This window comes from Nocardia gamkensis NBRC 108242, assembly GCF_001612985.1.
Lineage (GTDB): Bacteria > Actinomycetota > Actinomycetes > Mycobacteriales > Mycobacteriaceae > Nocardia > Nocardia gamkensis.
In genome coordinates this window covers 1-26,683 of sequence record NZ_BDBM01000073.1, presented here as the reverse complement: position 1 = coordinate 26,683, position 26,683 = coordinate 1, and the positions used below count along the sequence as shown (strand labels likewise).

Below are 26,683 nucleotides of genomic sequence, written 5' to 3'. Positions count from 1 at the left end.
GCAGAGCAGGGCACGCAGTATCGCATCGTCGGACCCTCTCGGCGATCAGTTCGTGGAGAACGGGTAGGCGTTGGGTATGCCGGTTCGGTCGGTGGGCGGAATCGATGTCACGCCGCTGGATGAGGCGCCATCGGCTCCTGTCCCGAACGGAAATTGTCCCGTACCGGACGAAGTCGGCGTGGGAGACGCGCCGGAGCCGTCCCCGAAGAATCCGGTCGGTTGCTTCTCCAGCACCGGCCGTGGCTGGGCCTTGCCGCCGAAGGCGTCGGCGATGTCGCGGGCCAGCGCCGCGAGCCAGTCGGCGACGAACTGCGTGGGCGCGGCCCCGCCTGCCGAGACGGTCGCGCCGGCGTAGGCGGTGTGGCGCTGCACGGTGTCCCAGTAGCGCACCCACGTCGTCGTGTTCAGCAGCTCGCTGTTGTCGGTGATGTTCTGCACCACCGCGTCGAATGCCTGGTTGATCAGCCGGACCCCGGTGGTCGGCGGAATCAGCTGGGGAACGGCGCCGACCAGCTCGGCGCCGAGCCTGACCAGGGCGGCGGGCGGATTCGCCAGTCCCGCGGTGGCCAGCTCGGAGATGTTCGCCGCGTCGATCACCGTCCGCACCACCGCGATCACCGAGTTCAAGCCGATCATGCCGATTTTCAGCAGCGCCTGCAGCGCGCCGGGCAGATTCAGCGGCGTACGCGGGTCCGAGGCGTCCGCGAGGCGCTGCGAGATCGACTTCTCCGGCGAGATCGACAGGGTGGCCAGCGAATTGCCCTGTACGTCCTCGTCGAGCACCCGGGTCGCGGTCTTGATCGAGGTGAACGCCAGTGCCTGCGCGATCGATACCAGCGATCCGATCGGGTCGCCGCCGCTGAGCTTGGACTGACCGGCCACGTTGGCGACCGCCCGCAGGATCGGCGCGCCGTCCGGAGCGTCGCAGGCGAGATCGCCCGCCGCGCAGAAACTCGCCACCCGCCCGGTGAGCGCCCCGAAGTTCGCGGCCTTGTCCCGTTCCGGGCCGATGCCGCCGCCGGTGGCGGGAGCCTGCGGCAGCGCGGCGATGGATTCCAGCCGGTCGCCCGAGGTTCCCGGCGCGGGGTCCGGTGTCGCCTTGCCCGGCGCGCCGGGGAACAGCGGTGCGCCGGGATTGCGGGTCGGGTCGGCGAACAACGCGACCGCGGCGACCCGCTCGGCGGGCAGCACGCCGCGGCCCTGGCCGATCTCCTGCGCGAACATCGAGGCGACATGCGCGCCCTGCGAGTAGCCGACCACCGCGAAACGACTGTTCGGGCACGCGTCGGCGACGGTCTCGGCCATGCTCCGCAAACGGGTGAGGCCGCCGGACACCGAATCCCAATAAGGCACCACGCCACCGGCTGTCGCCCCGCCGAAGCCGGATTCGTATGGCACGTAGGCCCGGTCGACCAGACCGGTTTCGGGAGCTTTCGCCATCATCGGCCGGAAAACAGTGGAGAGCATGCCCGTGTCGGTGCTGGGCGCGGCGTCCGGCGAGGACTCACCGGTGCCCTGAATCCCCAAGGCGTACAACGCGGGACAGGTCGCGAGACGGATTTGTGTGGAGGGCCCGGCGGGATCCGACGGCTCCGCCGCGGCGACACCGGCGGTCGCCACAGCCACGGCGAGTGCTACCAGCATCCCCGAGAGTCTTGCCGTGTATCCAGTCATAGCGATCCGCAATCAAGTCGTCTGCCGCAGGTACCTCAACGCCATGAAACGCAATAGACGGTAACAGATTCCGGCTATTACTGCCGCACCGACGGAAAACTTCCACGACACACCGAAATGAACGCACCACACGCTGGCGCGTTCCCGGTTTCAGTCCGACAAGTTTCCGACAGTCCGCCCCGGATGGCAAGCCCGAAACCGGCGTCGCGGCAATCGAAACACCGCGAGCTGTCAGCTATTTGACAGCTACTCGCGGGTCCGGGCGCGGATGATCAAGCAGCGGAGGTGACGCGGTAGACGTCGTAGACGCCCTCCACGTTGCGCACCACATTCAGCAGGTGCCCCAAGTGTTTCGGATCGCCCATCTCGAAGGTGAACTTGCTGATCGCCACCCGGTCGCCGTGCGTGGCCACCGACGCGGACAGGATGTTGACCTTCTCGTCGGCCAGCACCTTGGTCACGTCCGACAGCAGCCGCGTGCGATCGAGCGCCTCGATCTGGATGGCGACCAGGAACACCGAGGACGGCGACGGCGCCCAGGACACCTCGATGATCCGCTCGGCCTGCTCCCGCAGGGAACCGGCGTTCGTGCAGTCGGTGCGGTGCACGCTCACCGCGCCACCGCGGGTCACGAAGCCCATGATCTCGTCGCCGGGCACCGGAGTGCAGCACTTCGCCAGCTTGGCGACGGTGCCCGTAGCGCCGGGGATCAGCACGCCCGCGTCACCGGTGACCCGCTGCCTGCTCGGGGTCGTCGACGGGGTGGAGCGCTCGGCCAGCTCGTTCTCCACGTCGCCGATGCCACCGAGCTGCGCCATCAACCGCTGCACCACGTGGTGCGCGGAGACCTGGTGCTCGCCGACGGCGGTGTAGAGCGTGGAGATGTCGGTGTAGTGCAGCTCGTGGGCCACCGCGGTCATCGCGTCGACGCTCATCAACCGCTGCAGCGGCAGCCCGACGCGGCGGACCTCCTTGGAGATCTGGTCCTTGCCGCTCTCCAGCGCCTCCTCGCGGCGCTCTTTGGCGAACCATTGGCGAATCTTCGCCTTGGCGCGCGGGGACACCACGAAGTTCTGCCAGTCACGGCTGGGTCCGGCGTTCTGCGCCTTGGAGGTGAACACCTCGACGACCTCGCCGTTCTCCAGCTGACGCTCCAGCGCGACCAGCCGCCCGTTCACCCGGGCGCCGATGCAGCGGTGCCCCACCTCGGTGTGCACGGCATAGGCGAAGTCCACCGGCGTCGACTTCTGCGGCAGCGTGATCACGTCGCCCTTCGGCGTGAACACGAAGATCTCCGGCGATTTCAGGTCGAAGCGCAGCGACTCCAGGAACTCGGCCGGGTCCGCGGCCTCCCGCTGCCAGTCCAGCAGCTGGCGCATCCACGCCATGTCGTCGACCTCGGCGGTGTCGTTGGAGTGCTTGCCGCGGGTTTCCTTGTAGCGCCAGTGCGCGGCGATGCCGAACTCCGCGGTGCGGTGCATGTCCTGGGTGCGGATCTGCACCTCCAGGGGCTTGCCGTCCGGTCCGACCACGGTGGTGTGCAGCGACTGATAGACGCCGTAGCGCGGCTGGGCGATGTAGTCCTTGAACCGGCCCGCCATGGGCTGCCACAGCGAGTGCACGACGCCGACGGCGGCGTAGCAGTCGCGCACCTCGTCGCACAGGATGCGGATACCGACCAGGTCGTGGATGTCGTCGAAGTCCTTACCCTTGACGATCATCTTCTGGTAGATCGACCAGTAGTGCTTCGGGCGGCCCTCGACGATCGCGTTGATCCGGGAGGCGGCCAGGGTGTTGACGATCTCGGCCCGCACCTTCGCCAGGTAAGTGTCGCGCGAGGGCGCGCGGTCGGCGACCAGCCGGACGATCTCGTCGTATTTCTTCGGGTGCAGGATCGCGAAGGCGAGGTCCTCCAGCTCCCATTTCACCGTCGCCATGCCGAGGCGATGGGCGAGCGGAGCGATGACCTCCAGCGTCTCCTTGGCCTTCTTCGCCTGCTTCTCCGGCGGCAGGAAACGCATGGTGCGCATGTTGTGCAGCCGGTCGGCCACCTTGATCACCAGCACGCGCGGGTCGCGGGCCATCGCGATGATCATCTTGCGGATGGTCTCCGCCTCGGCGGCGGCGCCCAGATTGACCTTGTCCAGCTTGGTGACGCCGTCGACGAGGTGGGCGACCTCGGAGCCGAAGTCCTGGGTGAGCTGTTCGAGGCTGTATCCGGTGTCCTCCACCGTGTCGTGCAGCAGAGCGGCCACCAGCGTGGTGGTGTCCATGCCCAGTTCGGCGAGGATGTTGGCCACGGCAAGCGGATGGGTGATGTAGGGATCGCCCGATTTGCGGAACTGATGCTTGTGCCGCTCGTCGGCCACGTCGAACGCGCGCTGCAGCAGCGTCAGGTTGGCCTTCGGGTACAGCTCGCGGTGCACGGTGGCCAGCGGCTCGAGCACCGGCTTGACCGCGGCGATACCGCGCTGACCGGTCATGCGGCGGGCCAAGCGCGCCCGCACCCGGCGCGAGGCCGAGGTCGGGACCGCGGAAGAGGTGCCGGGCTGACGCGGAGGCGTCGCGTTCGCCGGCGCCTGCGGTTTCGCGGCGTCGGTGGCGCCCGCACCGTTCGGCTGGGGGCCCGACGTCGATTGCTCGACTTTCGCCTCGCCCAGATGCTGAGTCATGCCACCACCTCTCCGCGCCTCGATCGGACCACCCTATCCGACCGGTGCAACCTCCCGGACCACCAACTTTAGTCCGGGCGCAGCTGCGACGTCCGCTCCGCGAACCAAGGATGCGCACGAGGGTGTCGCGACGAAGAACGCACGCGGGCGTGCCGAGGTCCGGACTATTCCTGACAACCGTCCCATACCGGATGCTCGTGATGCGCCGGACGCGGTAGCCGTCCTGCGACGCACCACCACTGATTTGCCGTCTACCTGCGACAACCAACCCCTGGACTGCATCCGCGCGAGTTTGCCCGGCTCGTGGATCCAGACGTATCGGACCCGCGGGTCGGAGCGCGAGCCCACAGACGAGGCCGGGCGAGGGCGGTCAGCGGATCGCGGCGGGCAGGGGTTCGGACAAAGGCGTCCGCGCGGGTCCGGGCTCGGGGCGCAGGGAGCGGCCGTCGAGGTCGGCGCCGGGGGCGACGTCGAGGAGGTCGAGCACCGTGGGGGTGATGTCGACCAGGGTCGCTCGGGTACTGGTGGCGCCGGGCCGGAAGTCCGGGCCGCGGGCGATGACGAAGTTGGTCGTCTCGTCCGGGGATTGGCCGCCGTGCCCGCCCCTGGGCAGGTGGCCGTGGTCGGCGGTGACTAGTACGGTCCACCGCTCGGCGGGATGGGCGGCGGCGCGGGCGTCGACGGCGGCGACGATGCGGCCCACCAGAGCGTCGATGCGCGTTACGGCGTCCAGGTAGGCCCGCGAAGCCCCGCCCGCGTCGTGACCGGCGCGGTCGACTTGGTCCAGATGGGTGAACAGCAGGTCGGGCGCGAATCGGCCGATCGCGGCGACCACGGCGTCGGTGGTGGCGGCGTCGGTGCGGGACTCGTCCGGGTCGTCCGGCACGGGCGCGGTGGAGACGACGACGTCGGCGCGCGGGTCGCCGCTGCCGGTCAGGGTGGCGATCTGGTCCCAGGTGGCGATGGACTGGGTCTTCAGCGCCGGTCGAGCCCGCTCGAGCCGGGTGAACACCGTCGGGTACCGCGCGAACGGGGACGCGGTGAACCGGTTGTCGGTGATGCCGTGCTTGCGATCCCACACGCCGGTCAGCACGGTGGCCCAGGACGGACCCGAGATGGTGATGTGCGGAGCGATCGAGGAACGGCTCAGCAAGCCTTCTCCGCTCAGCCGCAGCAGATTCGGCGCCCGCACCTGCTCGACCTTGCCGTACATCAGGCCGTCCAGGCCGATCACGACCACCTTGGGCGTCGGAGCCTCCCCCTCGGCGACTCCGGTCGCGGCCAGCGGAAGGAAGACGGCCGCCGCGGCGGCAACGACTTTGGACAGCAGTTGCGCTCGGCTCATACCGCGACCATGCGGGACCGGCGGGCAGGCGCGATAGCCCGCCACGGCAGTGTTCATGGACGTTTCATCGAGGGCCACACTGTCGGTAGCCTCGCTGAACACGCCCTGAACAAGGAATAGCGGCAAGCTATATCCGAACTTCACGGCCGGTCGCGGCCAGGTGAACGTCGAGTTCCGGATCCGTGTGACGATCGATCGTCGCGCACGGCTTTCGCGCCATCGCTTGACACGCCTTCGCCGCTGTGGCCGACTGGCCGTCGTGACCGCAGCGCGCAGCACCGAATGCCTCCGCGTCGCCGCCGTCGGCGACCTGCATATGCGCGCGGCGGTCGCCGGACGTTTCCGTCCCGACTTCCTGCGCCTTTCCGCGGACGCCGACATCCTGTTACTCGCAGGCGATCTCACCGATGGTGGCACCCGCGCGGAGTCGGAATTGCTCTGTGCCGAACTCGACGGTCTTCCCGTACCGGTGGTCGCCGTGCTCGGCAATCACGACCACGATCAACGATCGGGTTACCTGATCGCGGCACAGCTCACCGCGTTGGGCGTCCACGTGCTGGACGGCACCGCGATCAGCCTCGACATCGAGGGAATCCGGGTGGGCATCGCCGGAGTCATGGGCGGCAGCGGCGGCTTCCCGGGCCATCCCGGCACACCGGAGGAGGGTTCCGCCGAACACCGCGCCCGCATGCGCCGCGGCCCACTCGACGCCCTTCGCCTCCGCCAGGCACTCGACCGGATCGACTGCGAAACCCGCATCGCGCTCACGCATTTCGCACCGGTCATCGACACGTTGGCCGGTGAACCGCCCAAGATCTACGCCGGACTCGGCTGCCATGATCTGGCCGTGGCCGTCGACGCGGGCGGAGCGGTGCTGGCCGTCCACGGACATGCCCACGGTGGAACGGAATTCGGGCGTACCCAGGGCGGCGTGCCGGTGCGCAACGTCTCCTACCCCGTGCTCGGGCGCGCCTACGCCGTCTATGAGGTCGCTCCTGATTCGCGTCCGACGGATCGCGAGCAAGTACCGTCCCCGCCATGACGGTCGCCCGCTCGTTGCTGTTGTTCGCCCTCGCCGCGCTCGCCGAGATCGGCGGCGCCTGGCTGGTGTGGCAGGGCTGGCGGACCCGAACTTCGGCCGTATTCTCGCCGCCTACGGCGGTGTCTTCGTCGCGGGATCGCTGGCCTGGGGCATGCTGGTGGACAAGTTCCGCCCCGACCGCTGGGACTATCCGGGCGCGGCGATCTGCCTGATCGGGGTCGCGATCATCATGTACGCACCGCGCCGCTGACCGCGGGCCCTTCGATCGGCCTCGACGCGACACCGCGCACTGTCGTTCACTCCTGCGCGCCGAAGGCCCACACTGCCGCGGGCCGGCCGGTCGCTTTGACGCGCCGCCGTTCGGTGGTGCGCGCCAGGCCCGGGATGGCCGCCAGCGTCCGGTTCAGGTTCGCGGCGTCGGGACGGGCTCCGGACAGCGCTGTGACGGCCTCCACCGCCTTGGTCGCCGGAAATTCCTCGCCGAGCAGGGCCCTGGTGAACGTCAGGTCCTTCCACAGCAACCGCGTCAGGACGTCGCGGGCCACCGCGACGACGCGATTGTGGTCGAAGGCCAGTTCGGGCACCTCGTCGAAGGCGGTCCACCGCGCCGGTCCCTCGTGCGGTCCCACCACCGCCCACATCGCGATCGAGAGCGTCGGCCCGCGCGGGTCGCGGTTCGGCTCGTCGAAGGTCACCAATTGCCCCACCGAGCCGATGGCGGCCTCCGGGACGTCCAATTTGGTGTGCACCGCGCGTCGCGCCGCGACGGCCAGCCGCTCCCCCCGTCCGAGCAGCACACCGGGCAAGGCGAGCTGCCCCGCGAACGGTTCCATCGCCCGGGGTGCGATCCCGAATCGGACGCCGCCGTCCTCGTCCCAGAACCGCAACGCCACGACATCCACCGACACAACGGACTGCTCCACGGCCACCCATCCTGCCCGACCCGCCACGCGGCAGGCGGACCCGTCTCGCGGAATGTCTGCGCGGACGATCACGCCGCGACGGGATACGTCGTGCGGGTGCGGTGGCGGCGGCCGGGGCCGTCGGCGGTGAGCGCGACCGGCACACCGAGCGTCCTGGCCAGCCACGGCACCGGGTCGTCCGGCATTTCGGCGAGGACGGGCTCGGCGCGCGAGAGCAACCGGGTCAACTCCCGCTGGTGGTCGAGGTCCCGCCTGCGTCCGGCGGACACCCGGTCCCAGGCCGCGCCATCCACGGTGTAACCGGTTGCGGCGTATCGCCTTCCGGGCGCGTCCAGGTGGTTGACGGCGAGACCGTCGACACCGCCCGAGACCTCGATGGCGTAGCGCAGCAGCACCGTGTCCAAGTGCCCGAGACGGAATTCGCCTTGGTAGCGGCCTGCCGCATTGTGCGGCTCGGGCAGGACGAGGCCCGGATCCTCGGTGGGGAAAGGGCCCGGGCCGTGGCGGGTCTGATAGGTGCGGGTGACGCCGAGCACATAGCCGCGCGCGCCGATCTCGGCGAGCATCGCGTGCGCGTTGCGCGGCTCGACCGTCGACCAGGTGGTGTGCGGATGGAACCCGCGCCACTCGTCGAGCAGGACGCCTTGGGCGCCTTCGAACACCACCGTGCCGCGCCGCGCGAACCGAGCCAGCTGGTCGTCGCCGACGATGGGGACCGCTGCGGCGAACTCCCCGTACATGTCGACCAGGTCATCGATCGGCTCGTAACGATGTTCGCTCGACGCGATCAGCGGCCCGTAGTACGCCGCCAGCGCCCGCAGCTTGCGGCGCAGCACCCGGGGTCGCAGGCAATCCGACACGGTCGGTGCCGTGTGCGCCAGCGCGTACCCTGCGGTCTCGCCGATCCCACGGCCGCACGAACCGTGCCGCGCGCGACCCCGCGCATCCTCGCGGGCACGGTTGGCGGCGATGTGGATCGGCGTGGTGAGCAATGCCCGCCCGTCGATCCGTAACAACGACAGCGGATCCCGGACGCCCAGCGCGGCCAACCTGCGCGCCTCGGCGGCAAGCGCGATCGGTTCGACCAGCATGTGCCGCGACAGCAGTGTCGGGACGCCCGCGAACGTCCCCGATCCGAACTGCGCGAACGTGTGATGCCGTCCGTCGGCGATCACGTTGTGCGCCGCCTGCGCCCCGCCGTTGAACCGGACCACGGCGGCGACCTCGAATCCCGACTCGGGGGCGCAGAGCCAGTCGACCGTCGCGCCCTTGCCCGCGTCCCCGAAACCGAGATCCACGACGATGATGTGCGACCCGAACATCGCCCGCCCCGGCTTCAACCGCGGCCGCGCGGCAATGCCCGCGCTCGCCCGCCGTCGGCCCCGAGCGCCTTGCCTACCGACGCGGCCTCGGCCACGGACCCGACATCCCGCAAATCCGCCAGCCCGGCGGCCAGGTCGACGCGACCTTCCGCCAATCCGATCGTCAGCGCGATGAGTTCGCACACCGCCGCCGGGTCGTCCAGGCGCAGGAAGTTCTGGCCGAGCAGATCACGCCAGTGCTCGGCGATCTCCGGGTCGTGGAAGTAGCTGGACTGGTTGGGCAGGATGTAATGCACGTGCCAGCGTTCGGTGAGCTCGCGGTAGATGGATTCCACCGAGATGTCCTGGCGCACACTGTCGCCGATGATCGCGCGGATGTGGCGGGAGGCCAGCCGCGGCTTGTTCAGCTCGTCGCCGATCAGGAACAGGTAGCCCTTCTTGCGCCGCTTGTCCCACGCGTCGGTCGCGATGTGCGTCGCCAGGAAGTAGGCGGCCAGTTCGTAGCTCTCGGACTTCTGCCCACCGCCGCCGCCCTCCAGGAAGATGGCGCGCAACTGCTCGTCCATCCGGTTGTCGGATTCGAACTGGCCGATCTGCAACGGCACGCGGTCGGTGTCCGCGTCGCCGATCGCGCCGAACAGGATCTGCGGGTCGTCCGCATAGCCCTTGCGCCGCAACAGACCGTGCAGGGTACCCAGCTTGTCCTGCATGATCCGCGGCACCCGCCCCATCGATCCGGTGACGTCGAACAGCACCGCGATGGGCAGCGAGCTGCCGTGCTCGGCCGAATCCCGGCATTCGCGCACCGTGACGCCGAGCGGGTCCAGCGTCGGGTGCACCCGCCACTCGGCGTGCGGCTCGGCCCGCATGTCGGCGGTGTAGCCGAAGTCATCGATGCCGCGAGCGGCGCGGAAGGTCTTCGCCGCGCGGTAGGTGGAGTCGTCCCAGTTTCCGTATCCCATGTGATCACGTCCTCTCTATGTTTTAGTGTAAGTGACTAAAACTAGCGCGGTCAAGGTTCGCGCACATCGGCCGTCCGCCCTCGCTCTGGGTGGTACCTCGACGACGCGCACCGGAGCCGGGCACCACCAACCGGTGCCTGGCTCCCGTGCGCGTGCAGGCCGGCAGGTCGCAGCCCGCGCGGTTCGTCGCCCCACGCTGCTGACGGGCACCGCTGTCGGCTCGGCCTCCGCCTGTCGCCGGGAGGCCGGTTCCGCGCCCGAAGCGGCTCTCGACGGCGACGGCGCGTCAAGCCACGAGCGTCTCCACCAATCCCTCCGCGGTGAGCTCGAGACGACGAGTCACCCCGATGTCGTCGAGGAAACGCGGATCGTGACTGACCACGATCAGCGCGCCCTCGAAGCTCGCCAGCGCCTGGGTCAGGTGCTCCAGGCTGGGCAGGTCGAGATTGTTGGTCGGCTCGTCCAGCAGCAGCAGCCGCGGCGCCGGATCGGCCAGCAGCAGCATGGCCAGCGCCGCGCGCAACCGTTCACCGCCCGACAGTGCCGCGGCCGCGACGTCGGCATCCGCGCCACGGAACAGGAAGCGGGCCAGCTGCGCCCGGATCCGCTCCGCGGACGCGTGCGGCGCCGTCGAGGCGACGTTCTCGAAGACCGATCGCCGCTCGTCGAACACGTCCAGCCGCTGCGGCAGCATCCGCCACGGCACCTTCGGCCCCTCCTGCGCGATGCGCCGCAGCAACGTCGTCTTGCCGACGCCGTTGCGGCCGGTCAGCGCGATCCGCTCCGGACCGGACACCCGCAACGTCACCGTGGGCCCGCACGCCAGCTCGACCCGGTCCAGCTCGATCACGTCCTGGCCGGGATACAACCGCGTGCCGGGTAGCTCCACGCGGATCTCCCGATCGTCGCGCAACAGCTCCTTGGCCTGCTCGAGCTGTTCCTTGGCGGTGTCCAGCTTCTCGATGTGGTTGTTGCGCAGCTTGCCCGCCGACACCTGCGCCTGCCGTTTGCGTTCGTTCATGATGATCTTCGGCTCGCGCTTCTGATCCCACATCTTCTGTCCGTATCGCTGCCTGCGGTCCAGCTTGATGCGTGCCTCGACGAGTTCGCGGGCCTGCTTGCGGACATCGCTGCGCGCGTCGCGGATCGCGGCGCGAGCCGCTTCCTGCTCGGCGGCGACGATCCGCTCGTACTCGCTGAAATTCCCGCCGAACAGCCGCAATTCGCCGTGGCGCAGCTCCGCGATGGAGGTCATCCGCTCGAGCAGCTCACGATCGTGGCTGACCGTGAGCACGGTGCCGGAGAACTGCCCGACCACCTCGTAGAGCCGTGCTCGCGCCACCCGGTCCAGGTTGTTCGTCGGTTCGTCCAGCAGCAGCACGTCCGGCTCGGCGAGCAGCTCGGCGATCAGTCCGAGCAGCACCGTCTCGCCGCCGGAGAGAGTGTCGAGCGTGCGATCGAGCTGCTCCACCGAGTCGGCGACGTAGTGCAGGCCGAGTCGGGCCAGCAACGCCAACGCCCGCTCCTCGACATCCCAGTGATTACCGACCAGATCGAAGTCGGCCTCACCGCCCGACCCGGACTCGATGCGGTGCAATGCCTTTCGCACCTCCGCGATGCCCAGCACCGCATCGACGCGCTGCCCCGCACCCAGGCCGAGATCTTGGCGCAGATACCCGAGATGCCCGGTGACGGCGACGGACCCGCGAACGGGCTTCAGCTCCCCTGCGATCAGCCGCAGCAAAGTGGACTTGCCCGCACCGTTACCGCCCACCAGGCCGATGTGACCGGGGCCGAGGACGGCGTCGACGCCGTCGAAAACGGGGGTGCCGCCCGGCCAGCCGAAAGTGAGATCGGAAAAAGACAGATTGGTCATGCCTGCTCCTGGAGGTTGCGACGAATGACGGCGCGCGAATGCGGGCCGCACGAGTGGCTACCTCAAATGAGCAACGGCAGAACTCCGATCAACGGGGATAAGACCTGTCCAGATTAAACACAACACCGGCGAATGCGCCAGTGCAATTCGGATCACACGTCCGCTTCAGGACGACGCGCCGATGATGGCGGCCACGGCCGCGGGGAGCGGATAGGGACGTTCCTCGGGGAGAGCCCGCGCCGCCGCCTCCAGCTCCCCCGCGGCTACCATCCGGCGCACCTGCCGCGCCTCCTCGGTGACATCGCGGATTCCGGTGATCCATCGGTCGAGGTAGTGCTCTACGGCGATACCCGCGATCTCCGGGGCGGATGACTGATCGACGCCGATCGTGTTCTCGTCGTAGACCGCCCGGATCCGGCGCGGCGGCTCGTCAGCTCGCATGCCGCGATCCTGACAGTCACCGCAGTCCCGGGCAATGGATTTCCGCTACGCGCGACCCGCTGCGAGTGGCGAGCGGATGTGGGGCGTGGCTCAGAGCTGGACGATGGAGGTCAGCGGGTAGTCGCCCTGCCGTGCGCGGCCGCCGAGGAAGCCGAGTTCCAGCACCACCGCGGCGGCGGCCACCTCGGCGCCCGCCTGCTTGAAGATTTCGGCGGCGGCGGCGAGCGTGCCGCCGGTGGCGAGCACGTCGTCCAGCAACAGGATGCGACGGCCCGCCAATTCGATGCCGTCCGCGGGAATCTCCAACGCGGCGGTGCCGTACTCGAGGCTGTATTCGCGGCTGATCACCGGCGGCGGCAGCTTGCCCGCCTTGCGGATGGCGAGCACGCCGGTGCCGAGGGAGGCGGCGACACCGGCGCCGAGCAGGAAGCCGCGGGCGTCGACGCCCGCCACCAGATCGGCGTCGGGCGCGCACGCGGCCAGGCAGTCGACCACAGCGCGGAAGCCCTCGGCGTCGGCGAACACCGGGGTGAGATCCGCGAAACGCACACCGGCCGTGGGAAAGTCGTCGTGCCAACGGGTCAAACGGTCGACCACCTCGGCGGCTTTGATGGTCCGTTCGGCGGCTACGTCCGCGGATTCGATCGCCGCGTGCTTACTCATCGACACCTCTCCATGATCCCATCACCCACACCGTCGGTCACCGCTCGAGCACCCACCGGTCCATGTTCCAACCGGATCCGGCCTGGGTGGGGGCGGCGATCCCGTTGCGCAGCCCCTTGCCGAAGGCGATCGTGCGCGGGGTGGCGAACAACGGGATGCTCGGCAGCTCCGCCCACAGCAGGTTCTCCGCCTCGGTGAGCAGATTCAGCTGTACGGCCGCGTTGTCGTCGGCCCCGAGCTGATCGGTGATCGCATCGTAACGGCCGTTGCCGAACCGTCCGAAATTGAGCCCGCTACCGGTGCGCAACGCACTGGTCGCGGCCTCGCCGCCGAGCGAGCCCGCCGGACCGGCCACCGCGGCGGTGCTGCCCAGGACGGCGTCGACCTTGCCCTCGGTGAGCCGGGTGGGAGTGAAGTCGGGCGCACCGGCGTCCACCACGGTGATGCCCGCCGGTTTGCAGGCCTCGGCGATCATGGCGACGGTCTGCGCACGGCGATCGTCCGGACCTTGATAGCCGATCCGGACGGTGGGGTTCGGCGCACCGGAGGCCGCGACCGCCCTGGTCGCGTTCGCCACGTCGCCACCGGAGTACTTGTTCGCCGCGCCGATGACCGCCGGATAGAACAGGGAGTCCTGCTGCACGACGTGCGCGTCGAGCGGGCCGGAGCCGAGCCCGGTCTTCGGTGCGTCCGGCGTCTTGCCGAGCTTGTCGAACAGCGTCTGACGTGGCAGGCACAACGCGAACGCGCGGCGCGCCTCGACCGAGGCGAACACACCGCCGGTCGCCAGCACCAGCTGTTCGGCGCCCCGGCCCGGCATGGTCTGCACCGAGAAGCCGTTCAGATTCAGGTCTTTCACCGAATGCGCACCGATGTCGAGCACGCCGACGGCGTTGTCGCCGACCTTCTGCTTCAGGTCGAAGGTCTTGGGCCAGACGACGATTCGCCCGGTCGCCGGTTTATTGCCCCACCACCGCTCGTTGGCGACCAGCACCAAGCCGTCCTCGCTGCCGAACGACTCGATGCGGTACGGCCCCGACGAAGGGAAGCGCGACAGGTCCAGCCCGCCGTCGGCCGGGATGACCCATCCGGTGTTCCAGAATTCCGCGATCCTGCCGAGCGCGTTCGGGTCGCCGGTCTGCAACGCCGACACGACATTGGGCACGTTCGCGACTCGGGCCGCGACGTGCGCGGGCACCAGCTCGCCCGCCGTGAACAGAGTGCGCCACGGCAGATAACGCCGGCCGGGCCGGAACACCACCGTGGCATCCCGCGAACCGGGCTGGCAGTCGACGCGCTCGATGTCGTCGTAGCCGCTGGTGCTCGCGGCGTCGAAGAGCGGAACCGCGCCGCGATCACCGGGTTTGGTGTACCGCCCGCTGCGGGCAGCCCAGGCCAGCACCAAGTCGTCGCACGAGGTCGGCACACCGTCGGAGTACACACCGTCGGGGTTGAGGCGGTACTGGATGGTCTGCGACTCCCCCGGCACCTCCTTGGCGGTGCCGAAGTCGGTGTCGGCGACCTGCTGGCCGTCCGGACCGGTGTAGAAGAAGCCGGTGAGCACCCGGGCGAACACCGCCGATGACCCGGAACTCGCTCCGAGCGTGCTGCCGCCGTTATAGGTGGCGATGGTGGCATCGGTCGCGTAGCCGATGGAGGGAACCTGGTTCTTACTGGAGCAGCCGACCATCAACCCGGCGGCCAGCGTGCCCGCAGCGAGCGCTCCGATCAGTCGTACCGCACCGCGTGGCTGTCGCATGAAACCCCTGTCTGGTGTCAGTTCCGCCTTTTGTGCCGTTTACCGCTCGGGCGCGCACCGGGTCGCGGTGTCTGCCCCGCCGCGCGCTGTCCGCGCGGCGTCTCCTCGAAATCCCGGCCCGCTGCCATGCTCGCCCGGCGCTCGGCCGCGACGCCTGCCCGTGCCCCTGCCGCACCGGCCCGCTTGGCCACGACCTTCTTGGTGTGCGCCGCCACCGGCCCCCAGCGCTCTTTGATCGAGACCAGCAGCGGAGTCGCGAAGAAGATCGAAGAGTAGGTGCCGACCAGCAGACCGACCAGCTGCACCAGCGCCAAGTCCTTGAGGGTGCCCACGCCCAGCATCCAGACCGCGATCACCATCAAGCCGACGATCGGCAGGATACCGATCAAGGCGGTGTTGATCGAGCGCATCAGCGTCTGGTTCACCGCGAGGTTGGCCTGCTCACCGTAGGTGCGCCTGGTCAGGTGCAGGATGCCGTGGGTGTTCTCCTCGACCTTGTCGAACACCACGACCGAGTCGTAGAGCGAGAAGCCGAGGATCGTCAGGATGCCGATCACCGTGGCCGGGGTGACCTCGAAGCCGACGAGCGAGTACACGCCCGCGGTGACCGTGACGTCGAAGGCGAGCGCCGCCAGCGCCGCGATGGCCATGTGCGGTTCGAATCGGACCGCGATGTAGACCGCCACGAGCACGAGGAACACCGCGAGCGCGATGAGCGCCTTACGCGTGATCTGGCTGCCCCAGGTCTCGCTGACGTCGGAGGTGCTGATCGCGGCCCGGCTCGGGTTGCCGGACTTGTCCTTCGGCTGGAACTTCGCGAACAGCGCGTTGTTCAGCGCCTCCACCTGCTGCGGGTCCAGCGCCTCTGACCGGATCAACATGGTGGCCGATCCGCCGGTGCCGACGGTCTGCACCGAGACCGGGTCGGTACCGATGGCGCCGCGATAGACGTCCTCCGCCGCGCTGGTGGTCGCGTTCCCCGCGGGGAACTGGATGCGGGAGCCACCCTCGAAGTCGATGCCGAAGTTGAAGCCGCGGAAGAGGATGCTGCCCAGCGATACGAGCACGATCGCGGCGGTGATGAGATACCACATCCGGCGTTTGCCGATGACGTCGATCGCGCCGGTACCGGTGTAGAGGCGGTTGAGGAAGCCGTGCTTGGGCGGCTGCGGCTCGCCGACCGCCGCGAACACGTCGGTGATCTCGGTGGCGCTCGTCTTGTCGAGCGAGGGGGTGGTGTGGCTGTTGGTCATCGCGTCCTCACGCCTTCCCGAGGGCGGCCTCGGCCGCCTTCCGCTCGCGGGCGATCTGCTGGATCGCGCCCAGGCCGTTCACCGAGGGCTTGGACCAGAACGCCGTCCGTGAAGCCAGCAGCACCAGCGGCGACGTGACCAGGAACACCACGACGACGTCGAGGATCGTGGTGAGACCGAGGGTGAACGCGAAGCCCTTCACCTGGCCGACGGCCAGGATGTACAGCACGGCCGCGGCAATGAAGCTGACGGCGTTACCGGACAGGATGGTCCGGCGGGCGCGCTGCCAGCCGCGGGGAGCCGCGGAACGGAAGCTGCGTCCTTCCCGCATCTCGTCCTTGATGCGTTCGAAGAACACCACGAACGAGTCGGCGGTCATACCGATACCGATGATCAGACCGGCGATACCGGCGAGGTCGAGTGTGAAGCCGATCCAGCGCCCGAGCAGCACCATGATGCCGTACACCGCGAATCCGGAGGCCACCAGTGACAAACCGGTGACGAAACCCAGCATCCGGTAGTAGGTCAGGCAGTAGAGCAACACCACGACCAAGCCGACCGCCCCGGCGAGCAGGCCCGCCTTCAACGAGGACAGGCCCAGCGTCGCGGAGACCGTCTCGGCCTCGGAGGTCTGGAACGACAGCGGCAGCGAGCCGTACTTCAGCGTGTTCGCCAGTTCCTTGGCCGATGTCGCGGTGAAGTTGCCCGAGATCTGGGTGCGGCCGCCCTGCTGCGGGCCCTGCTGTACGACCGGTGCGCTGACCACCTTCGAGTCGAGCACGAAGGCGACCCGCTTGTAGACGTACTCGCCGGTCAGCGTCGCCCACGCGTCGCTGCCGCCGGACTTGAAGTCCAGATAGACCTCGTGCCTGGCCTGTTGCTGGTTCAGCCCCGAGGTGGCGTCCTTGATCTCCTGGCCGTCGATGCGGCTCTTGTCCAGCAGGAAGACCTCGGTGCCGTCGGTCGAGCAGGTCACCAGCGGAAGAGCCGGGTCGTCGTTGCCCGCGAGTGGATCGGCCTTTCCGCAGTCCATGGTGGCCAGCGCGGTCTGCTGCACGGACGGGTCGGAACTCTGCCGCAGCGCCCTGGCCGCCTGGATCTCCTTCGTCGCCTCTTCGGTGGGCGTCAGGCTGGGATCGGCGGGCGGCTGCGTCGGCTGCTGAGCGGGGAACACGCGCTGCTGCGGAGCCGGGGCAGGCTCGGTGGTCTCCGGTGTCGCGGGTTGCGTCGTCTCCGGCTGCGCGGCCGGCGCGGGCTGAGTGCCCGGAGTCGTCTGCGGGGTGGCGCCACGTCCGGCCGCGGGCACGGCCTGCAATACGGGCCGGATGTAGAGCTTGGCGGTGGTCGCCAGCGCGCGCGCCTGCTGCCCGTCGTCGCCGGGCACGGTGATCACGATGTTGTCGCCGTCGATGACAACCTCGGAACCGCCGACGCCGAGCCCGTTGACCCGGTTCTCGATGATGTCCTGCGCCTTCTTCAGGCTGTCCTGGCTCGGCTTGCTGCCGTCCGGCGTGCGCGCGGACAGCGTGACGCGGGTGCCGCCCTGCAGGTCGATACCGAGCTTGGGTGTCGGGGACTTGTCACCGGTGAAGAACACCAGCGCATAGATCACGGCCAGCAGCGCGGCATAGACACCGAGCAACCGCAGCGGGTGCGCCGATCCCTGGGAAGGTGGCACAGTACGTCATCTCCTAGGCGGGAAGTCGAGGATGGAACAGCGGGCGTGCGCCAGCGGCGCCGGGTGCGCGGACCAACGGCCGCGGCGACATCCAGCGAGCCGGGGCACAACCGGAACGATCAGTCCTTGGTCAGGCGGGTCTCGGTCTGCTCGGCGGATTCCTCGACGGCGTCGGTCGCGTCCGAGCCGCCGGTCTCCTCGGCGCCCACCTCTTCGGTGCGCACCTCACGGATGGCCTGGCGCAGCCACGTGGTGACCACGTCCTCGGCGATCTCGAGATCGACCGTGGTGTCATCGAGTTCGACCACGGTGCCGTACAGACCCGACGTGGTGACGACCTGATCGCCGACCTTCAGGTTGTCCTGCATGCCTGCGACCTTCTCGGCTTCCCGCTTCTGACGGCGGACACCGAGGAACATCGGCACGAGCAGGGCTACCAGTAGCAGCGGAAACAGCAGTTCCATCGTCGAAGTCAGTCCCTAGTGTCGTGGGTGGGATGGACAAGTACCCACACAGTCTGCCAGTTCACCGCGCGAGTGCCACACCCGCACACCCGCTGGGCAGCTACAACGTTCTCATCGCGCACCGCCTCGCCCGGCGAACGACACTCCGGCGGGCGAGGCGGTGCGCCGGCTCAGGCGGTCCTGCCGTAGGCGTAGTCCTCCAGCGGGAAGGCGACCGCCTCGCGATGCGCGTTGAGCGTGCTGGTGGGCCGCAGCAGGGCCGCCTCGCCGTGCTGGTTGAAGTAATAGCTGCGCGCGGTGGCGCAGTCGCCGCCGTAGAAGACCGAGGAGCCCAGCTTGGCGGTGACCCGGTCCAGGAACGCCGCGTTGGCCTGCTCGGTGACCTCGAAGGTCGTCTCGCCCCGGCGGCGCAGCTCGCCGAACAGGCGGCCCATGTGCTTCATCTGCGCTTCGATGGTGGTGAAGTAGGACAGGCCGCTGTAGGAGTACGGGCTGTTGAGGCTGAGAAAGTTGGGGAACTTCGGCACCGTGATGCCCTCGTAGGCCTGGAACCGGTTGTCCCGCCAGAACTTTCCGAGGTTCACCCCGTCGCGGCCGATGATCTCGATGGCCGGGAAGTTCACGTCCCACAGGTTGAAGCCGGTGGCCAGGATCAGGGTGTCGATCTCGGTCTTGTGCCCGTCCGCGGTGACGATGCCGTCCGGCTCGATGTGGTCGATCGAGTTCGTCTCCAGCCGCACGTGCGGCTGGTTGAACGTGGTGAAGTAGCGGTTGGAGAACGTCGGCCGCTTGCACCCGAAATCGTAGTCCGGGGTCAGTTGCCTGCGGGTTTCCTTGTCCCGCACCGACGCCCGCAGATGCGCCTTGGCCAGCGCGCCCGCGCCCTTGTTCAGCAGCCTGGCCTGCTTGAAGTGCAGCACCCCGACCACCATCAGCGCCTCCAGCAGGCTGGTGTTGACCAGTCGCGCGGCCTTCTGCGTGGCGGGGACCCGCTCGAACAGCTTCCGCACCGGCGCGGGGATCGCGGTGTCGATCTTCGGGACCACCCAGATCGGGGTGCGCTGGAACACCGTGAGCGCCCGCGCCTTCTCGGCGACCTCCGGCACCAGCTGCACGGCCGTGGCGCCGGTGCCGATGATCGCGGCCCTGCGGCCGGTGAGGTCGAAGTCGTCCTCCCAGGCGGTGGTGTGGATGATCTTGCCTGCGAACGAGTCGATACCGGGGAACGGCGGCGTGTAGGGCTGGGAGAGGAATCCGGTCGCGGTCAGCAGATAGCGGCCGGTGACGGTCTGCCCGCCCGCGATCGAGACCACCCAGTGCAGCCGCTCTTCGTCCCAGCGCGCGCCGTCGACGACGGTGCCGAAGCGCATGCGGCGGCGCAGGCCGTACTTGTCGGCGACGTGTTCGGCGTACTTCTTCAGCTCCTCGCCCGGCGCGAACAGCCGCGACCAGTGCGGATTCGGTTCGAAGGAGTAGGAGTAGGTCACCGAGGCGATGTCGACCGCCAGACCCGGGTAGTGGTTGACGTGCCAGGTGCCACCGAGATCGTCCTCGCGTTCGAGGATGACGTAATTGCTCAGGCCGAGCCGATCGAGCTGAATCCCCGCTCCCATGCCCCCGAACCCCGCACCGACCACGACCGCGTCGTATTGAGGCGCCACACCGAACCTCCTGCTAGCTGAACCACATATTGCTGAACCACATATCACGGAATGACACATCATTCCGTTTGTGATGACTGTATCATCGGCAAGGTGACGAAGCCATCCACGCGTGCCGAGCGACGGAAAGCCGAACTGCGTCAGGAGATCATCGACACCGCGTTCGTCTGCTTCGCGGAGAAGGGCTATCACGCCACCGGCATCGCCGACATCGCGGGACAGCTGGGCATCGGTCACGGCACCTTCTACCGGTACTTCAGCAACAAGCGCGACATCATCGACCACGTCATCGACGACCTGGCCGCGCGCATCATCGCCGCCCTCGGCACCGAGAACGCCCCGGACGCCGCCGCCTCCCTCGACGAGTACCGCGCCCAGATCGACCGCATCGGCGTGGCCCTCACCGAGATCCTGCTGGCCGATCGCCGCGTGGCCCAGCTGCTGCTGTTCCACGCCACCGGCATCGACGACGAGCTCACCCAGCGGCTGTACGGCCTGCTCGACACGGCCGACGCCCTGACCGCGGGCTATCTCGACCACGGCGTCGAACAGGGCTACCTGCGCGCCGACCTGGACACCCTGAACACCGCGCGGGCGGTGACCGGCATGTTGATCGCGGGCATCGTCTACTCGCTGCGCGAACCGGACGAGGCTTCGATCGCCGGGCTGACCGAGGCGATCCGCCGCCTGCTCGTGGACGGCGTTCGCAAGGACTGAGCGGCTCGGCAATCCCCCTGACACCGCCACCGGCGCTAGGGTGAGGCGCACTGATCCGACGCTTTCGCCAGGGGGACGGCCCTTGTTCGCAAAAGGCCAGGGAAACACGAAATTTCCCTTCCGATCGGCCCGGCGCACCGCGCCTGACAGAATGTCGCCCGTGACTCCCGAGGAGGTGCGCCGCGCCCGTTTCGCGAGCCCCACGCTCGGGCACCGGGGTTACCACGCGGACGAGGTGGATGCCTTCCTCGAACTCGTCGCCGCGACCCTCGCCGGGGAGGGCGCGCTGGCCGCCGACGATCTACGGCATATCGGTTTCGGCGCGCCACGGCTCGGCCGGCGTGGTTACCGCGCCGACCAGGTCGACGAATATCTCGACCAGTTGCGCGTCGAGCTGGAGTTCCGTCAGCGCGGCGTCCGGCCGGTCCCGGCCGCGAACGGCAACGGCCACGCCATCCTCACTCCGGATGACGTGCGGCGCATGCGGTTCAGCCGAGCCGCGGTGGGGCGGCGCGGATACAACGAGGAGGAGGTCGGCGCTTTCCTCGACCTGGTCGCCGCGACCCTCGTACACGGCGGGCCGGGCAGTCTCACCATCGCCGATGTCGAGGCCGTCCGATTCACCGAGGCCCGCCTCGGCACCCGCGGCTATCAACGCGACGAGGTCGACGCCTTCCTCGACCTGGTCGCCGCCGCCCTGCGCGATCGCCGCTGACCGCGGTCGGTCACCCGGACGGGCGATTCATTCGAAGAGATCGAGCGTGGGGTGTGGCTCGCGACCGCGCACTTCGATGGAGCCGAACACCAGGTCGGGCGGCGGGACGAGACCGAGGTGCTCCCAGGCGGCCGCGGTGGCGACCCGGCCGCGCGGTGTGCGAGCGACCATGCCAGCGCGCACCAGGAACGGTTCGCATACCTCCTCCACGGTCGCGGCCTCTTCTCCGACCGCCACGGCCAAGGTGGACACCCCCACCGGGCCACCGCCGAAACTACGGACGAGGGCGCCGAGGACCGCGCGGTCGAGCCGGTCGAGGCCGAGCACGTCCACGTCGTAGACCTCGAGCGCGGCGTGGGCGATCGCGCGGGTGATGCGGCCGTCGGCACGCACCTCGGCGTAGTCGCGGACGCGGCGCAGCAGGCGGTTGGCGATGCGGGGCGTGCCACGCGAGCGCCCCGCGATCTCGGCCGCCGCCTCCTCCTCGATCACGACACCGAGGATGTGCGCCGAGCGCTTCAGGATACGCAGCAGTTCCCCGGGCTCGTAGAAGTCCATATGCCCGGTGAAACCGAAACGGTCGCGCAGCGGGCCGGTCAGCGCTCCGGACCTGGTGGTGGCCCCGACCAGGGTGAACGGCGCGATGTCCAGGGGAATGGAGGTCGCGCCGGGCCCCTTGCCGACGACCACGTCCACCCGGAAGTCCTCCATCGCCAGGTAGAGCATCTCCTCCGCGGGACGCGCCATCCGGTGGATCTCGTCGATGAACAGCACATCGCCCTCGACCAGGTTGCTGAGCATGGCGGCGAGATCGCCCGCCCGCTCCAGCGCGGGACCCGACGTGATCCGCAGGGCGGTGCCGAGTTCGGCGGCGATGATCATCGCCATGCTGGTCTTGCCGAGACCCGGCGGGCCGGACAGCAGGACGTGGTCCGGTGTGCCGCCGCGCTGTTTGGCTCCGCGCAATACCAGCGCGAGCTGTTCGCGCACCCGGGGCTGGCCGATGAAGTCGTCCAGCGACTGCGGGCGCAGACTCGCCTCGATCTCGCCGTCCGACCTCAGATAGCTTGCGCTGACCTGGGATTCGGTAGGTTCCTCGTGGTGGTCCATGACGCGCCTTACCGGTTCTTGCCGAGCAGGCCGAGCGCGGCCCGCAGGGCGGCGGAGGTATCGACGCCCGGCTGTTCGGCCAGCACCGCATCGATCGCCTGTTCGGCCTGCTTGGCGGCGAAACCGAGGCCGACGAGCGCCTCGGTGACCTGATCACGCACCGGCGTGGCCGCCGCCGCGGGTGTCGATCCGGGCGGGCCGGAGGGCACCGGAACGAGGTTCACCTTGTCCCGCAGTTCCACCACCATGCGTTCGGCGCCGCGCTTGCCGATGCCGGGCACCCTGGTCAGCGCCGCCACGTTGCTCTCGGCCAGCGCTTTGCGCAGCGCCTCGGGCTCGAGGACGGCCAGCACCGCCATGGCGAGGCGGGGTCCGACGCCGGAGACGGTTTGCAGCAGGCCGAACAGGTCGCGCGCCTCGGTGTCGGCGAACCCGTAGAGGGTCATCGAGTCCTCGCGGACGATCATCGCGGTGTAGAGCCGGGTTTCCTCGCCGCGGGTGAGCCCGGCCAGGGTGGACGGGGTGGCGTTGAGCCGGTAGCCGACGCCCGCCGCCTCGATCACCGCGTGGTCGAGGGCGATTTCCAGCACTTCACCGCGTACCGACGCGATCACCCGTGCACCGCCTTCCGTTGTTCGGCCAGCCGTTCGATGTACCGGCGTTGCGCCGCGGCCGCCTTGGCCTCCGCCGCCGCCATCCGCTCGAGCAGCGGCGCCCGCCAACAATGGCAGATCGCCAGCGCCAGCGCATCCGCCGCGTCGGCCGGCTTCGGCGCGACGGGCAGACCGAGGATCCGGGTGACCATGGCCGTCACCTGCTTCTTGTCCGCGGTGCCACTACCGGTGACCGCGGCCTTCACCTCGCTGGGTGTGTGGAACGCGACCGGGATCCCCCGGCGCGCGGCGGCCAGCGCGATCACTCCGCCCGCCTGCGCGGTGCCCATGGCGGTACGGACATTGTGCTGGGCGAAGACGCGTTCGATGGCAACGGCCCCGGGCTCGTGGGTGTCCATCCAGCGTTCGGCGGCGTCCGCGACCGCCAGCAGGCGATGCGCCAGATCCATATCGCCGGGAGTGCGGACCACGTCGACGTCCACGGCGGTGACCTTCCGCCCCGACCCGCCGTCGACGATGCTGAGGCCGCATCGGGTGAGTCCGGGGTCGACGCCCATCACCCGCACGACAACCCCTCTCCCGGACACGAACAACTGTTCGAGAGTCTAGCGGAGGCTTGCTCTTTCGCCGCCCCGCGACACGGCCGGGCTATCCGCCGACGTCACCGGCTTCCCGCGACGCGCCCGGCAGGCCGAGCACCTCCGGACGACTCGCACGCACCGCCCACTGGTGCGCGGGATCGGCGACCAGGCGCCGTGCCCCCAGGTCCAGTAAGCCGCTGACGTTGGTCACCGTCGCCGCGACCACGCCGTCGGCGCGCGTCAGCGTGTGCTCGACCCGATAGGTCTTGCCCGCACCCCACTGCCAAGCGCACGACACGTCGACGGTGTCGCCGCCGCGTAGTTCGCGCCGGAAGCGCAGCACGGTCTCCAGATTGACCGGCCCGAGGCCGGAGGCGAGCAGTTCGTCGACCGAGACGCCCGCCGCTCGGACGCACGCGAATCGCGCGTGGTCGGCGAACTGGTGGTAAGCCGCGCCGGTGACATGCAATTGCGGGTCCAAGTCGGACACCCGGACTTCGATACGGGTACTGAACGACACGCGCCGAACTATGCCAGCCCCCACCGACAAGCCTCAGGGCTCGAGATGGTTCGGACCGCGGAGATCTCGCCGGGGCGGCCGGCCTCAGGTCCTGGCGACCTGTCTCGCGAACACAGCGTGAGCGCGCTCGTCGAAGAGGACGAACCGGACTTCCGACACGGCCGTGGGAGTAGCGCGAACCGTGTCGACCGCGATCCGGGCTCCGTCCTCCATCGGCCAGCCATAGATGCCGGTGGAGATCGCCGGGAACGCGACCGTCCGCGCCCCCAGTTCGTCCGCGACGCGCAGAGATTCCCGATAACACGAGGCCAGCGAGGCCGAGCGGTCCTCGGTAGCCGACCACACGGGACCGACCGTGTGGATCACCCAGCGCGCGGGCAGGCGACCGGCCGTGGTCGCGACCGCGGCCCCGGTCGGCAGTCCCGAGCCGTAGTGGGACGCACGCAGCCTGCGGCATTCCGCCAGGATCTCCGGGCCGCCGCGCCGGTGGATCGCGCCGTCGACTCCCCCGCCGCCGAGCAGTGACGAATTCGCCGCGTTCACCACCGCGTCCACCTCCTGTTCGGTGATGTCGCCGCGCACCAGCACCAGTTCGACCATGCTCGCATTCTGCCTCGCGCACCCACGGCGCATCGAGCACACCGAATGCCGGTCATCCAGCAGTACCGAAGCCGATTCACAGCCTGCCTCGAGGAATGACCGCGACAATGCCGGACGTGCCAGTACTCGCCGCTCCCCCGACTCCGGCGCCACCGCGCCTTCCTCCGGCGACTCCGGCGCCGAATCAGCAGCACGCGTTCCATCACGGGATCTCACTGCTGCACGGCTGGCTGCCGCCGACCGTCGAACTGCTCGCCGGGGTGGTCCTGCTGATCGCCGTCGCTCGGCGAACCAGGCGGTGGTGGGTGCTCCGGCTGCCTGCATGCGTGGCGGTCGGCGTCGCGGCGGCGGCGGCCGTCGCCTGGTATGTCGCCGACGAGGGGTTGGCCTCCGACCCCGCGCCCGCCGAACTCTGGGTGTGGATCGGTGTGGCCGCCGCGGCGGCAGCGGTCGCGATCCTCGGCTGGGCGGGCGCACGCTGGTGGCGGCGCGGGATCGCGGTCATCGCCATCCCGTTGACGCTGCTGAGCACCGGGGTGGTGCTCAACCAGTGGGTCGGCTACTACCCCACCGTGCAAGCCGCGTGGGGCGCGGTCACCGCGGGCCCGCTCCCGCAGCAGACCGATCTCTCGGCGCTGGCCGCCCTGCGCAACACCACCGTCGCCGACGGCAAACTGGTACCGGTGCGAATCCCCGACACCGGCAGCGGATTTCCGCACCGCACCGAATACGTCTACCTGCCACCCGCGTGGTTCGCCGGGCCCGCCCCACCCGCACTGCCGGTGGTGATGATGATCGGCGGCGAGTTCAACACCCCGGCGGACTGGATCCGCAGCGGCCAGATCATGCCCGCCCTGGACGGTTTCACGAAGGCGAACGGCGGCCTCGCCCCGATACTCGTCTTCGTCGACGCCAGCGGCAGTTTCAACAACGACACCGAATGCGTGAACGGGCCGCGCGGCAACGCCGCCGCGCATCTGACCGAGGACGTGCCCGCTTACGTCGAAGCGCAATTCGGCGCCTCCGCCGATCCCGCGCGCTGGGCGGTGGTCGGCTGGTCCATGGGCGGCACCTGCGCGGTGGACCTGGCGGTCATGCACCCCGATCTCGTGCGCACGTTCGTCGACATCGCCGGCGATCTCGGGCCGTCTTCGGGCACCCAGGAGCAGACCGTCTCCCGTCTCTTCGGTGGCGACGCCGCCGCATGGGAGGCGTTCGACCCGCTGACCGTCATGACCAGGCACGGTCCCTATGACGGCGTGGCTGGTCTCTTCGACGACCTCGTCCCCGCCCGGCGTTCCGGTGGCGCCAACCGGCGCACTCCCGCTCCCGACGACGTCAGCGCGGGCCTCGGCGGTCGTGACGAGGTGCCCGACTCCGGCGAAGTCGGCGCCGCCGGCAAACTCTGCACCGCCGGACACGCGGTAGGCATCGACTGCACCGTCTACACCACCGCGGGCGGACACACCTGGCAATTCGCTTCGGCCGCGTTCGCTTCGTCCTTGCCGTGGGTCGCCGCCCGCGTGGGCCTGCCGGTTCCCGCCACCGGCTGAACCCTCGGCAACCGGCTCGGCTCGCGCCGCGTCCTGCGCCCGATGATCGCCGCGTCGTTCCCCCTCTCGAAGGCGGCAGAAGCGCACGCGTTGGGCGATGCGGGGCGAACCGTCGGCAAATTGGTACTGACCGTGCCCTGAATGTGCCACGATCAGGCCGTTCCCGCTTCTACCATCCGAGGATGAGCATTGGTGCAAAAGCTGTCCTCGAAGGCGGGCCGCAAGATCTGCCCGCGCGCATCGTCCCGATCACCCCGCCCGGAGTGGAATTGAAGGTGCCGTTCCGCGGCGGATACGAGCACTTCAAGGTCACCCAGCGGGAGCAGGACACCCCCGAAGGGCGACTGCGCGTGTACGAATGGTGCGAGCGCACCAAGATCGCGGAGTAATTCCGGCTCCCCTCCCCGGCGACGGTGACGTCGGCACCCGGCGCACCGCCGGGGAGATCACCGGGCATTCCGCGATCAGTCGCCCGCATCTGCGTTCTCCGTGCGCTATCGACGCTCACACTGTGGCGAGCCTGCTTCCAGCCACCACC

General features: G+C 69.3%; 25 protein-coding genes and 1 pseudogene. 7 read left to right on the top strand and 19 right to left on the bottom strand.

Translation table 11 applies throughout. The features are described 5' to 3' along the window. Positions 1-45: 45 nt before the first annotated feature. The 3 genes from NG1_RS32845 to NG1_RS32835 form a co-directional block, all read right to left on the bottom strand. Positions 46-1,644, bottom strand: coding sequence for a cutinase family protein (locus tag NG1_RS32845; protein ID WP_062977454.1), 1,599 nt, complete (start codon positions 1,642-1,644; stop codon positions 46-48). A gap of 302 nt (positions 1,645-1,946) precedes the next feature. After that, a complete protein-coding gene (locus NG1_RS32840; protein ID WP_062977452.1) occupies positions 1,947-4,346 on the bottom strand; it encodes a RelA/SpoT family protein in 2,400 nt (799 codons plus the stop codon). A 370-nt stretch (positions 4,347-4,716) separates the two neighbouring features. Beyond that, positions 4,717-5,691, bottom strand: coding sequence for an alkaline phosphatase family protein (locus tag NG1_RS32835; RefSeq protein ID WP_084499371.1), 975 nt, complete (start codon positions 5,689-5,691; stop codon positions 4,717-4,719). 259 nt (positions 5,692-5,950) lie between these two features. On the opposite strand from NG1_RS32835, the gene NG1_RS32830 reads away from it, so the two are divergent. Both NG1_RS32830 and NG1_RS32825 read left to right on the top strand, forming a co-directional pair. After that, positions 5,951-6,733, top strand: a complete 783-nt coding sequence (locus NG1_RS32830) for a metallophosphoesterase family protein (protein ID WP_245660149.1) — start codon at positions 5,951-5,953, stop codon at positions 6,731-6,733. A 65-nt stretch (positions 6,734-6,798) separates the two neighbouring features. Further along, positions 6,799-6,983, top strand: a pseudogene (locus NG1_RS32825) (YnfA family protein). A 46-nt stretch (positions 6,984-7,029) separates the two neighbouring features. Here the strand turns inward: NG1_RS32825 and NG1_RS32820 are convergent. The 11 genes from NG1_RS32820 to NG1_RS32770 all read right to left on the bottom strand — a co-directional run bounded on the left by NG1_RS32820 (position 7,030) and on the right by NG1_RS32770 (position 19,735). Next, complete coding sequence (locus tag NG1_RS32820; RefSeq protein ID WP_062977450.1) at positions 7,030-7,656, bottom strand: NUDIX hydrolase; 627 nt, start codon at positions 7,654-7,656, stop codon at positions 7,030-7,032. Between the two features lie 68 nt (positions 7,657-7,724). After that, positions 7,725-8,978 carry an adenylosuccinate synthetase gene (locus NG1_RS32815; protein ID WP_062977448.1) on the bottom strand — a complete coding sequence of 418 codons (1,254 nt, stop codon included), beginning with the start codon at positions 8,976-8,978 and terminating at the stop codon, positions 7,725-7,727. Between the two features lie 14 nt (positions 8,979-8,992). Next, positions 8,993-9,940 (bottom strand): hypothetical protein, encoded by a 948-nt coding sequence (locus NG1_RS32810; RefSeq protein ID WP_062977446.1) that lies wholly within the window; start codon positions 9,938-9,940, stop codon positions 8,993-8,995. 286 nt (positions 9,941-10,226) lie between these two features. Further along, on the bottom strand, positions 10,227-11,816 hold the full coding sequence (locus NG1_RS32805) for an ABC-F family ATP-binding cassette domain-containing protein (RefSeq protein ID WP_062977444.1): 1,590 nt from the start codon (positions 11,814-11,816) through the stop codon (positions 10,227-10,229). A gap of 165 nt (positions 11,817-11,981) precedes the next feature. Next, entirely contained in the window at positions 11,982-12,257 is a 276-nt protein-coding gene (locus NG1_RS32800) for a DUF4291 family protein (RefSeq protein WP_062977442.1), read from the bottom strand. Positions 12,258-12,347: 90 nt separating this feature from the next. Then, positions 12,348-12,920: an adenine phosphoribosyltransferase gene (locus NG1_RS32795; protein ID WP_062977440.1), complete on the bottom strand. Its 573-nt coding sequence runs from the start codon at positions 12,918-12,920 to the stop codon at positions 12,348-12,350. Between the two features lie 37 nt (positions 12,921-12,957). Next, positions 12,958-14,679: an ABC transporter substrate-binding protein gene (locus NG1_RS32790; protein ID WP_062977438.1), complete on the bottom strand. Its 1,722-nt coding sequence runs from the start codon at positions 14,677-14,679 to the stop codon at positions 12,958-12,960. 17 nt (positions 14,680-14,696) lie between these two features. Next, positions 14,697-15,932 (bottom strand): protein translocase subunit SecF, encoded by a 1,236-nt coding sequence (gene secF, locus NG1_RS32785; RefSeq protein WP_062977436.1) that lies wholly within the window; start codon positions 15,930-15,932, stop codon positions 14,697-14,699. A 7-nt stretch (positions 15,933-15,939) separates the two neighbouring features. Next, positions 15,940-17,610, bottom strand: a complete 1,671-nt coding sequence (gene secD / locus NG1_RS32780) for a protein translocase subunit SecD (protein WP_062977434.1) — start codon at positions 17,608-17,610, stop codon at positions 15,940-15,942. Positions 17,611-17,729: 119 nt separating this feature from the next. Continuing rightward, positions 17,730-18,074 carry a preprotein translocase subunit YajC gene (yajC, locus tag NG1_RS32775; RefSeq protein WP_062977432.1) on the bottom strand — a complete coding sequence of 115 codons (345 nt, stop codon included), beginning with the start codon at positions 18,072-18,074 and terminating at the stop codon, positions 17,730-17,732. A gap of 170 nt (positions 18,075-18,244) precedes the next feature. Continuing rightward, the gene (locus NG1_RS32770; protein ID WP_062977430.1) at positions 18,245-19,735 is read right to left on the bottom strand and encodes a flavin-containing monooxygenase; all 1,491 of its coding nucleotides are present in this window, start codon (positions 19,733-19,735) and stop codon (positions 18,245-18,247) included. Positions 19,736-19,786: 51 nt separating this feature from the next. Between NG1_RS32770 and NG1_RS32765 the strand changes: the two genes are divergently transcribed. Further along, the gene (locus NG1_RS32765; protein ID WP_062977428.1) at positions 19,787-20,452 is read left to right on the top strand and encodes a TetR/AcrR family transcriptional regulator; all 666 of its coding nucleotides are present in this window, start codon (positions 19,787-19,789) and stop codon (positions 20,450-20,452) included. A gap of 151 nt (positions 20,453-20,603) precedes the next feature. Next, positions 20,604-21,167, top strand: coding sequence for a DivIVA domain-containing protein (locus NG1_RS38910; RefSeq protein ID WP_062977426.1), 564 nt, complete (start codon positions 20,604-20,606; stop codon positions 21,165-21,167). 27 nt (positions 21,168-21,194) lie between these two features. Here NG1_RS38910 and ruvB read toward each other — a convergent pair whose 3' ends face one another. From ruvB to NG1_RS32735, 5 genes are all read right to left on the bottom strand, one after another. Beyond that, on the bottom strand, positions 21,195-22,277 hold the full coding sequence (gene ruvB, locus NG1_RS32755; RefSeq protein WP_040867707.1) for a Holliday junction branch migration DNA helicase RuvB: 1,083 nt from the start codon (positions 22,275-22,277) through the stop codon (positions 21,195-21,197). A gap of 8 nt (positions 22,278-22,285) precedes the next feature. Next, complete coding sequence (gene ruvA / locus NG1_RS32750) at positions 22,286-22,891, bottom strand: Holliday junction branch migration protein RuvA (RefSeq protein ID WP_062977424.1); 606 nt, start codon at positions 22,889-22,891, stop codon at positions 22,286-22,288. Then, entirely contained in the window at positions 22,888-23,457 is a 570-nt protein-coding gene (ruvC, locus tag NG1_RS32745; RefSeq protein ID WP_062977422.1) for a crossover junction endodeoxyribonuclease RuvC, read from the bottom strand. The genes ruvA and ruvC overlap by 4 nt, the downstream gene beginning before the upstream one ends. A gap of 82 nt (positions 23,458-23,539) precedes the next feature. Then, positions 23,540-23,992: an acyl-CoA thioesterase gene (locus tag NG1_RS32740; protein ID WP_062977420.1), complete on the bottom strand. Its 453-nt coding sequence runs from the start codon at positions 23,990-23,992 to the stop codon at positions 23,540-23,542. Positions 23,993-24,076: 84 nt separating this feature from the next. After that, positions 24,077-24,592, bottom strand: coding sequence for an O-acetyl-ADP-ribose deacetylase (locus NG1_RS32735; RefSeq protein WP_062977418.1), 516 nt, complete (start codon positions 24,590-24,592; stop codon positions 24,077-24,079). A 116-nt stretch (positions 24,593-24,708) separates the two neighbouring features. On the opposite strand from NG1_RS32735, the gene NG1_RS32730 reads away from it, so the two are divergent. From NG1_RS32730 to NG1_RS32725, 3 genes are read left to right on the top strand one after another with little or no spacing between them, the layout of a single operon-like run. Further along, the gene (locus NG1_RS32730; RefSeq protein ID WP_373686205.1) at positions 24,709-26,145 is read left to right on the top strand and encodes an alpha/beta hydrolase; all 1,437 of its coding nucleotides are present in this window, start codon (positions 24,709-24,711) and stop codon (positions 26,143-26,145) included. Positions 26,146-26,178: 33 nt separating this feature from the next. Next, positions 26,179-26,286 carry a zinc-binding dehydrogenase gene (locus NG1_RS36140; RefSeq protein WP_281218388.1) on the top strand — a complete coding sequence of 36 codons (108 nt, stop codon included), beginning with the start codon at positions 26,179-26,181 and terminating at the stop codon, positions 26,284-26,286. 41 nt (positions 26,287-26,327) lie between these two features. Then, entirely contained in the window at positions 26,328-26,534 is a 207-nt protein-coding gene (locus tag NG1_RS32725; protein ID WP_040867713.1) for a DUF5988 family protein, read from the top strand. Positions 26,535-26,683 lie beyond the last annotated feature (149 nt).